Below are 8,664 nucleotides of genomic sequence, written 5' to 3' on the forward strand. Positions count from 1 at the left end.
CGCGAAATACCCAATGGCGACGAATGCGCCCTCTAACATTAATACTGGCAGAACAGCATCAATACTAGCAGGGCAAGATCACGCGAAAGCATGCGCCACCTAAATCACTGTGGTTTATCTCAACCTGTCCTCGATGTCGGATAACAATCTGTTTGACAATCGCGAGTCCCAACCCATAGCCAGAGCGTTTTTTATCGCGCGAACGATCGGCGCTATAAAACGCATCGAAGATAAACGGCCAATGCGGCTCTTCCACCCCTTCACCATCATCGTGTACCGCAATCACTAGCTGTGACTCGTCGCGATATACGCGCATCACGATTTGGCTGGTGGCATATTTATCTGCATTACCGATTAAGTTCGTGATCACCCGCTTTAGAAGATGTGGATCTGCTTCAACACGGGGTAAATCCTGAGGCGCCTCCAAGCTTAATGACTTGGTACTAAGCGTCTGCCAACGCGGCCATTGCTCGCTCAGCCACACAGACATATCGAGCGCTTGCGGCGTAAAGAGCGTATTAGGATGATCGACACGAGCTAAATAAAGAAGCTCATCAACCAACGACGCCATTTCATCCGTATCTTCAATAATACTGACGACTTTTTGTTTCTGCTTGCTGTCTAACTGGCTCTCACTGAGTAATTCGGCTTGCCACTGAATACGAAACACGGGGGTACGCAATTCATGCGCAACCGCATTCGTCAGTGCTCGGCTGCTACTGACCAAATTACTTATTCTGTCCGCCATATGATTAAACGTGCGGTTGAGGGTTCCAACTCGCTGGTGACTGCGTGTTGATGCGCGAGCATTTAAGTCTCCTCCTGCAAATTGTAAGGCCGTTTTCTCTAGCGCCCGGACACGACGACTCAAAAACCACACCATGAAGAAGCTATAGATGGCAAACCCGGCAAATAGAAATACGATCAGCAAGTTATCTTCGAATGCAATCGCACGATGGAGTGGCGATTCGGGATCTTCTTGCAGGGTGTAAAACACCTGCGTATCGGCGAGATGGAACCACAATGTATCATCACCGTCATAGTAAACATCAAATTGCCTATCGGTGCCGTCGAAATAGTTTTTTACCACTGCGGGCAAGCGTTCTACAGGGTGACTCTCTAGCGCAAATTCGACTTTATGGGTGTATGCCTCTAGTGCATCAAGTGCAGCGTCCGTGCCAGAGGTCGCCTCAATGATATCGAGCATATCAACGAGGCCATCGGCGCGTCGCTCTGAAAGAATCGCATCATGATCATCGGTGATTTCGTAAACTAAGACGACATACGTCACCAAGCTGGCAAAGAAAATAATGACCAACCCAAAGAAGAACTCTAAATAAATGCGGCGCATGCCCCTACCTCAATCCAACGACCTATTGCACTTGAATAAGCACTACCAAGTATCAGGCACAAATAAATAGCCTTTACCCCGCACCGTAATAATCCGGCGCGGACTAGCAGAATCGTCCATCAGTTTTTTGCGCAGCGTGACGATTTTGTTGTCCACGGTTCTGTCGATGCCGTCATATTCAATCCCTCTCAGTGCTTGGGTGAGCGTGTCTCGCGATTGCACCGCATCGGGATGCGAGGCCAACTGCCACAGAAGATCAAACTCACTTTCCGTTAAGGTGATACTTTGCTCATCTAGTTGACATTGCCTACGCACTTGGTTGAGCACAAGGCCACCATATTGCAGTAACCCTGAGGGAGTGGATGGCGTGACCGTGTCCGATTGACGACGCAATAACATTCGTACTCGCGCCATTAAGACCCGTGGTTTAATCGGCTTACTGACAAAATCGTCGGCACCGATTTCCAACGCAGCCACATGATCAAAATCGTCATCACTGGCGGTTAACATCAAAATTCTACCGAGATAACCATTGCGGATCTGTCGGCAAATTGTCAGCCCATCGTCGCCGGGAAGCATTAAATCCAGTAATACCAGATCGGGCTGCGTCGACAATATTTGCTCTGCCGCGCCTGTGCCTTCTGCCAATGCCGTTACGGTGTAATCTTGCGCGTCGAAATATTCCGTTAACATTGCGCGCATTTTGGGGTCATCCTCGACCACAAACAGGTGCAGTTTCTCTTCCATTTTGCGTCGCCACATCCTCACTAAAAGGTAACAAGTATACCAATTGTCCTATCGATTCAACTGATTCCTGTTCTGACAGATGTCAGACAATTCCTGACGAACTGAGGATACTCTCTTGCCACTGCTGAGCTTACATTACTGCCAACCCCAGTGGTCAACATTGTTAAAGGAAGTAATCATGAAAAAACTTGCAATTGTTATCGCAGCCATCTCTTCTAGCGCAGCTTATGCTGGCGACACTTATACTCGTAACGGCAACATTTATTCACACGAAGGCCAAGCCGTTGCCAGTATTGGCGTGGGAACTACCAGCGATCTTTATAAAAACCAAGACAAAAATACGTATCCGCAATTTAACCTAGGTTACAACGGCGAAAACTTTAACGCGGATCTTGCCAATGGCATGAACTACCGCTTCTTGGGTAACAATGACGATACCGTGAACCTCAATGCCTATATCGGTCACCTAACCCCTGGCTACAAAAGCAAAGATGCAGATATTCTTAAAGGCATGAAAGATCGTGATCCTGCCATTGATGGCGGCATCAATATGGACATCAACACAGGCCACGGTGGCGTACTGTCTACTTTTGTTGGTCATGACATTACCGGTGAATACGATGGCTTGAATGCGGGTATGAAGTATATGCATCTGACCCACTTCGGCAATGTTGACCTTGTACCTTATGCGGGCGTGGATTGGTTGAGCAAAGACCATGTTGACCACTACTTTGGCGTTAAAGACAGCGAAACCACGGCACAACGCGCCGCCTATAAAGGTGATGACGCCTTTGCTTACAACGTTGGCTACAAACTTGTCGTACCTATGGGTCAAAACTGGGATATTAGCCAAACCACACAATATACCCGTTTAGGCAGTGATATTGCTGATTCACCAATCGTTGATAGTGCGGACCAATGGGCAGCCCAAGCCATGGTTAGCTATCACTTCTAAGTAACAAATCGGCCACCGATTCATTGGGTGGCCGATCTATATTGCCCGACAACATAATTCATTGTTAACCCTGTCAAAAATAGTTGCCTGCACCCACTAACTCTATCTGTTGGTCATTGTTGAAGCCCTACACGCGCAACTTTTCAAAGACTCACGCGCTAGGATGCCCATGAAAAACATTCTATTTTTACCCATTGCTATGTTTGCGTTCGGTATGGATGCATACATCGTTGCGGGCATTATCCCGGAAATTTCGACCAGCTTTCACATTACTGAAGCCCAAACAGCACAGATGGTGACTGCCTTTACGTTGTGCTATGCCCTTTCCGCGCCAATACTGGCGACATTGTTAGCGGGCTTTCCAACCAAAAAGGCCCTTGTGCTGTCGATGCTGGTGTTTATTGCCGCTAACATTGTCACGATTTTCAGCACCAACTTGACCATGTTGCTCATCAGTCGGGCGTTTGCCGGTATTGGCGCCGGCATATTCTCGCCTTTAGCTGCTGCCAGTGCCGCCTCTTTGGTGCCTGCCGAAAAGAAAGGTCGCGCATTAGGTCTCTTACTGGGTGGCATGAGTGCAGGGACCGTCGTCGGTGTTCCTGCCGGCCTCGCTTTCGCAACTTGGTTGGGATGGCAGGGCGTTTTTGCCGTCGTCATCGCTATCGCACTTATTGGGCTTGTAGGCGTGGTGTTAGGTGTGCCCCATATTTGTGTTGCCCCGCCACCATCACTAAAAGCACGCGTCGCCTTACTCACTAATCGTTCCGTGTCTGCCACGATTACCGTTACGTTTCTGACTGCTGTCGCTAGCTTGGGGCTTTATTCTTACCTCGCACCGGTGATTACGGGCATCACACAACACACCAACCTCACGCCATATTTATGGGTCTGGGGGCTGGGTGGCATGATTGGCAGCTTCACCATCGGCCATTTAATCGACTGGGTAAAACGTCCAAGGGCAATCTTGCTAGGGATACTGACGCTCATGTCAGTGGCCATCTTTAGCATTCCAAGTGGCTTGAGCATTCCGAGTAGCTTGCCGTTACCCTCAATGATTGCCTTTGTGCCGTTCTTTTTATGGGGAGCGGCCGGTTGGTCATCGCTTGCGCCACAGCAACATACGCTGATTAGCCTCCAACCTGATCACAGCGCCGCGGTTGTGGCACTGAATAGCTCATCAAACTACCTGGGTGGTGCGGTGGGTACACTCTTGGGTGGGTTGTGGCTAAGCCACGGTCTTTCTGTGACTCAACTCGTCTATGCCGCCGCGGCAGTTGGTGGCGTTGCCATCGTTATTCAAATCGGGATCCTACGCCGCAACGCTAACCCTGTGACAACAGAGTGCAAAAGCTCCTAATCTGGCAACAGTCAACTCAGCTCATCTCTTAAACATTAAGCTTACTCGTCTCCGCAGGCAGTAATGCAGGTGGCGGTGTTGTCACCATTTGCAGTCCTGCGGACTTCATGAGGGTTTAATCTAGTGCTTAACTTTAATCGTCGCCGTAGTATTGCACGCCGAGTTTAATTCGCTCGCGTCCTTGCGCTAGGCGGTGTTTGTTCGTATCTCGCAGCGAGTAAATACACCCGCAGTATTCCTGCTGGTAAAAACGCTCGCGCTTGCTGATTTCTATCATTCGCTGGCTACCGCCTTGCTTGCGCCAGTTGTAATCCCAGTATTGGACATCTGGATAGGGAGCCGCTGCACGATGACCACAGTCATTAATTTGCTGCATGTTCTTCCAACGTGAGATACCCAGTGAACTACTGATAAACCGGTAACCATGTTCGGCGGCATATAGCGCTGTGCGTTCGAACCGCATATCAAAGCACATGGTGCATCGTATTCCTCGCTCAGGCTCAAACTCCATCCCCTTTGCTCTGGCGTACCAGTTATCCGTGTCGTAATCCATATCGATAAACGGCACATTATGATCCTCTGCAAAGCGAATATTCTCCTGCTTACGAATTTCGTACTCTTTGGCCGGATGGATGTTGGGATTATAAAAAAAGATGCTGTAGCGGATCCCGCTCGCTTCAATAGCTTCCATCACCTCTCCCGAACAAGGGGCACGAGCACGAGTGGAGTAATAACTGATCGTTGTCGCGATCGAAGTCAGGCGGCAAAGGCAACGGCGTGCGTGTAAATTCAGACATAACAATTCCGTGTTCACAATGCAAAAACTAAAACGCCAATATTCATGTATTTGCGTACACTGGGGATTCTAGCACGCCATTAGCCAAGTTTTCAGGCATTGTTACTCCCCTAGACTCCCCTAGCGGCGTTTTGCGTTTTTTATGGGCAATACATACCTGGGTGAGTATGGGATGTTTTGACGAGTTAGATACAAAAAAACCGCTGATTTCTCAGCGGCTTTTTCGAATGTGGCGGAGGGATAGGGATTTGAACCCTAGAAGGGCTATTAACCCTTGCCGGTTTTCAAGACCGGTGCTTTCAACCGCTCAGCCATCCCTCCGAACTGTTCGACATAATAATGTTGAGCTTGATTAATGTAAAGTACTGCAACAAGAATTTTGGTTTAAGTGATGGATATTCATCCATTACCGGTATGACACGACTTCACATTAGCTAAACAAGTTGGTACAACGTGCATATACTCTCCGTTGAGAGCTCGCATGTTACTAACTCAGGAACCGACATGACCTTAGACAGCTTTCTCGCCAAAGTCACACAAACACCCGATATGGTAATGTTTGATGAGACAATGGCGGTGATAGATGCATATTACGACTACGCGCCCACGCGATTTACTAACGGTAATCTCGCGAATAAAGCTGGACAAAATACAGGCTCTTGCAAAGTGCTCGCGTTTTGCCAGCTGCATGAGTTAACGGAAGCGCAAACGCTCGCCTGCTTCGGTGGATACTACCGCGAGGACGTGCTGAGTCACCCATCTGGAACCGATCATAAAAATATTCGTAATTTTATGGTAACTGGATGGAAAGGTGTGTCGTTTGACAAAATGCCTTTGAAGGCAAAAGCGCGAACGCATTCTTAAATGGCGCTCGATCAAAAACGGCGACGCGCGGTCGCCGTTCTATCATGACGCCTAGTCTTGCTCGAACGCTAGCTAGCATTCTGACGCGGCAGAAAGATTTCTCCCATCATACAGCGCACGCTACCGCCTCCAATCGTCTCTATTGTTGTAACATCAATCGGAACCAGTTTACCAAACTGGCGTAATGTACGCTTTTGCGCTTCCGTAAAGGCGCTATAAGCAGACAACGACATCACAATCACGGATTCACCATGTCGATTTCGTAATTGTAATATATTGCCACAAAGCTGATTCATTTGTGATTCGTTGATCGATACTAGAGTTTTATCTTGGCTGAGTGTATTGCAGACCAGATCTCGTAGCCCTGCTTCTATCACCTCATCACAAACCACCGCAAACTCTTCGCCAACCGCCATCATCACATTAGTGTGGTACACCGGGTTACCGTCGCTCATCTCAGTGTTAAAGCTCACGACTTGTCGCATGCCTACTTTTGCTGCCCATTCAGTCAATAAAATACTGTCGCAACGGTGTGAGAGCGCCGCATAGACACGTTGGTTAAGGTGATCAATAACCATGGCACCTGTACTTTCGAGAAACGCCTCTTCTTTGTCGTGACACTTAACCTTGTGTACGTGATTGACTGCATAGCCTGCACGGTCTAACGCTGCCATTAAACGCTCAGGCTTCACCTCTAACTGACGGTTTGGGCACGCCATAGGGTAAAGATAAAGCTCACCGCTGGGCAAGGTGCTAAACCAGTTATTCGGGAAGACGGCATCCGGCGTCGCAGGATCAGACTCAGGGTATTCCATCACCACCACGTCAAGACCGTGGCGACGTAAGATCATCACCATGTTATTAAACTCTGCCATGGCGCGTGTTTTCACTTCCTCATCAGGCAGTGAGGGGGCGTGTTGAAAACCATTATCCTCACTGGTTTGAGCATTAAACTTAAAATGAAGCGGTGGCACCATCACCACAGCCGACGCTACATGAGAGTGCGTCAGCGGATATTGGGTATCACAGCTCGCTAAAAACGCCATAAGCAAACCTTCTAAAACAACATGACTTTAAGAGTATAGATGGGCGGTGGGATACGCGATCATTTTCAAACGCGCAACGGCCTCACCCGATGGAATGAATAACCGCAGGAAAATATCATTGAAACACGTTTTTTACAAACCAGGTTTTTTACAAATTGAGTTTGCATCCGCACATTGCACGGCGGAAGTGCCATTAACTACACTATCAGAACAAACAGGGAGAACAGTGCATGAAACCAGCGCAACCAACTCGCAACGAAGATAAACGTCTTCACGCGTTACACGACCTCGGGATTTTGGACACGGGCCGTGAGGATAGGTTTGAGCGAATTGTACGTGTCGCTGCATACGTGTCTGAATGCCCGGTAGTTGCGATTAGCCTTATTGATGAAGACCGCCAATGGTTTAAAGCCAAGCGTGGTTTAGCCGTTAATCAGACTGGGCGCAGTGAGTCCATTTGTGGCCATGCTATTCATCAACTCGAACCATTTATCGTTGAGGACACACTTAACGATTGTCGATTTGATGATAATCCATTGGTAATAGGCCCGCCTAACATCCGTTTTTATGCTGGATTCCCATTTAGTCTTGATAGCGAGCACTTGCTTGGCACCCTCTGTGTGATCGATCATCAGCCACGAAAACTGACCGAGGCCTGCCAACGAGCTCTCTTAGACCTGGCGAGCATTGTTGAACATGAGCTGGTCATGACTCAGCAAAACGTGATCGACTCACTTACTGGTATCTTCAATCGACGTGGCTTTTATCGTGAAATCACCAACTATTTAACCGATGATGTCGTGATTGAGTCTCAACACACATTGTTGCACTTTGACGTTCGCCAATTGCAGGAGGTTAACCATCGTTACGGTAAGTACGCCGGTGATAAGGTGCTGATAGAATTTGCAGCGTGTTTGACTGATGTGTTCGATGACGTAGGCTGGATTGGGCGCTTAGAAGGCTGTGAGTTTGCGGTATTATTAATTCAGCAAGATGTTGATGCTGTAGAAGCTCAACTAGATCGTTTTTATCTTCGTCTGTGCCGTCGCTTATCATTAGATCGCTACCCATTTGTTTACTCGGTAGGGTTAGCACATTTTACGCAGATAGATGAAACCGTGACGTTAGAAACAATGCTACTGGATGCGACGAGCAATATGAGACATTACCCTGTTCCCACAGAATATCAAGGCATTGGATAAGACGTGACGTGCTGGCATGCCTGTCTTCTCATGCTATGGGGATTATAAAGGCTTGAAATAGAAAACAACCTAGAAATTGGTTGCGGGAGATGGATTTGAACCACTCGACCTTCGGGTTATGAGCCCGACGAGCTACCAAACTGCTCCATCCCGCGTCCGTAACATCAATCACTGCTTGATGTGGGCAAAACGTGGAGCGACATACGAGGTTCGAACTCGTGACCTCGACCTTGGCAAGGTCGCGCTCTACCAGCTGAGCTAATGTCGCCTTACATTGTGCATTTGCACTTAAAATTGGTTGCGGGAGATGGATTTGAACCACCGACCTTCGGGTTATGAGCCGACA

8 protein-coding genes and 3 tRNA genes are annotated in these 8,664 nt (G+C 48.3%); 4 read left to right on the top strand and 7 right to left on the bottom strand.

All coding sequences use genetic code 11. From position 1 onward, the window contains the following. Positions 1-64 precede the first annotated feature (64 nt). Both DZ54_RS0112925 and DZ54_RS0112930 read right to left on the bottom strand, forming a co-directional pair. Positions 65-1,351 carry an ATP-binding protein gene (locus DZ54_RS0112925; protein WP_025674508.1) on the bottom strand — a complete coding sequence of 429 codons (1,287 nt, stop codon included), beginning with the start codon at positions 1,349-1,351 and terminating at the stop codon, positions 65-67. Positions 1,352-1,393: 42 nt separating this feature from the next. After that, entirely contained in the window at positions 1,394-2,098 is a 705-nt protein-coding gene (locus tag DZ54_RS0112930) for a response regulator (protein WP_025674509.1), read from the bottom strand. 178 nt (positions 2,099-2,276) lie between these two features. Between DZ54_RS0112930 and DZ54_RS0112935 the strand changes: the two genes are divergently transcribed. Both DZ54_RS0112935 and DZ54_RS0112940 read left to right on the top strand, forming a co-directional pair. Then, entirely contained in the window at positions 2,277-3,053 is a 777-nt protein-coding gene (locus tag DZ54_RS0112935; protein ID WP_025674511.1) for a MipA/OmpV family protein, read from the top strand. 169 nt (positions 3,054-3,222) lie between these two features. Further along, positions 3,223-4,410 (top strand): MFS transporter, encoded by a 1,188-nt coding sequence (locus DZ54_RS0112940; protein WP_025674513.1) that lies wholly within the window; start codon positions 3,223-3,225, stop codon positions 4,408-4,410. Between the two features lie 133 nt (positions 4,411-4,543). Here the strand turns inward: DZ54_RS0112940 and DZ54_RS21630 are convergent, their stop codons facing one another. Both DZ54_RS21630 and DZ54_RS0112950 read right to left on the bottom strand, forming a co-directional pair. Continuing rightward, positions 4,544-5,101 carry an epoxyqueuosine reductase QueH gene (locus DZ54_RS21630; RefSeq protein WP_037354486.1) on the bottom strand — a complete coding sequence of 186 codons (558 nt, stop codon included), beginning with the start codon at positions 5,099-5,101 and terminating at the stop codon, positions 4,544-4,546. 335 nt (positions 5,102-5,436) lie between these two features. Further along, positions 5,437-5,527 (bottom strand) — tRNA-Ser (locus DZ54_RS0112950). 183 nt (positions 5,528-5,710) lie between these two features. Here DZ54_RS0112950 and DZ54_RS0112955 point away from each other — a divergent pair. Continuing rightward, complete coding sequence (locus DZ54_RS0112955; RefSeq protein WP_025674514.1) at positions 5,711-6,070, top strand: HopJ type III effector protein; 360 nt, start codon at positions 5,711-5,713, stop codon at positions 6,068-6,070. Between the two features lie 68 nt (positions 6,071-6,138). Here DZ54_RS0112955 and DZ54_RS0112960 read toward each other — a convergent pair whose 3' ends face one another. Continuing rightward, positions 6,139-7,116, bottom strand: a complete 978-nt coding sequence (locus DZ54_RS0112960) for an arginine deiminase-related protein (RefSeq protein ID WP_025674516.1) — start codon at positions 7,114-7,116, stop codon at positions 6,139-6,141. 230 nt (positions 7,117-7,346) lie between these two features. Here DZ54_RS0112960 and DZ54_RS0112965 point away from each other — a divergent pair, with 230 nt between their 5' ends. Continuing rightward, the gene (locus DZ54_RS0112965) at positions 7,347-8,318 is read left to right on the top strand and encodes a sensor domain-containing diguanylate cyclase (protein WP_025674518.1); all 972 of its coding nucleotides are present in this window, start codon (positions 7,347-7,349) and stop codon (positions 8,316-8,318) included. Between the two features lie 77 nt (positions 8,319-8,395). Here the strand turns inward: DZ54_RS0112965 and DZ54_RS0112970 are convergent. Both DZ54_RS0112970 and DZ54_RS0112975 read right to left on the bottom strand, forming a co-directional pair. Further along, positions 8,396-8,473: transfer RNA gene (locus DZ54_RS0112970), tRNA-Met, on the bottom strand. Between the two features lie 37 nt (positions 8,474-8,510). Continuing rightward, positions 8,511-8,586: transfer RNA gene (locus DZ54_RS0112975), tRNA-Gly, on the bottom strand. Positions 8,587-8,664 lie beyond the last annotated feature (78 nt).

Origin of the sequence: Salinivibrio socompensis S35 (genome assembly GCF_000513715.1) — a bacterium.
Taxonomy (GTDB): Bacteria; Pseudomonadota; Gammaproteobacteria; order Enterobacterales; family Vibrionaceae; genus Salinivibrio; species Salinivibrio socompensis.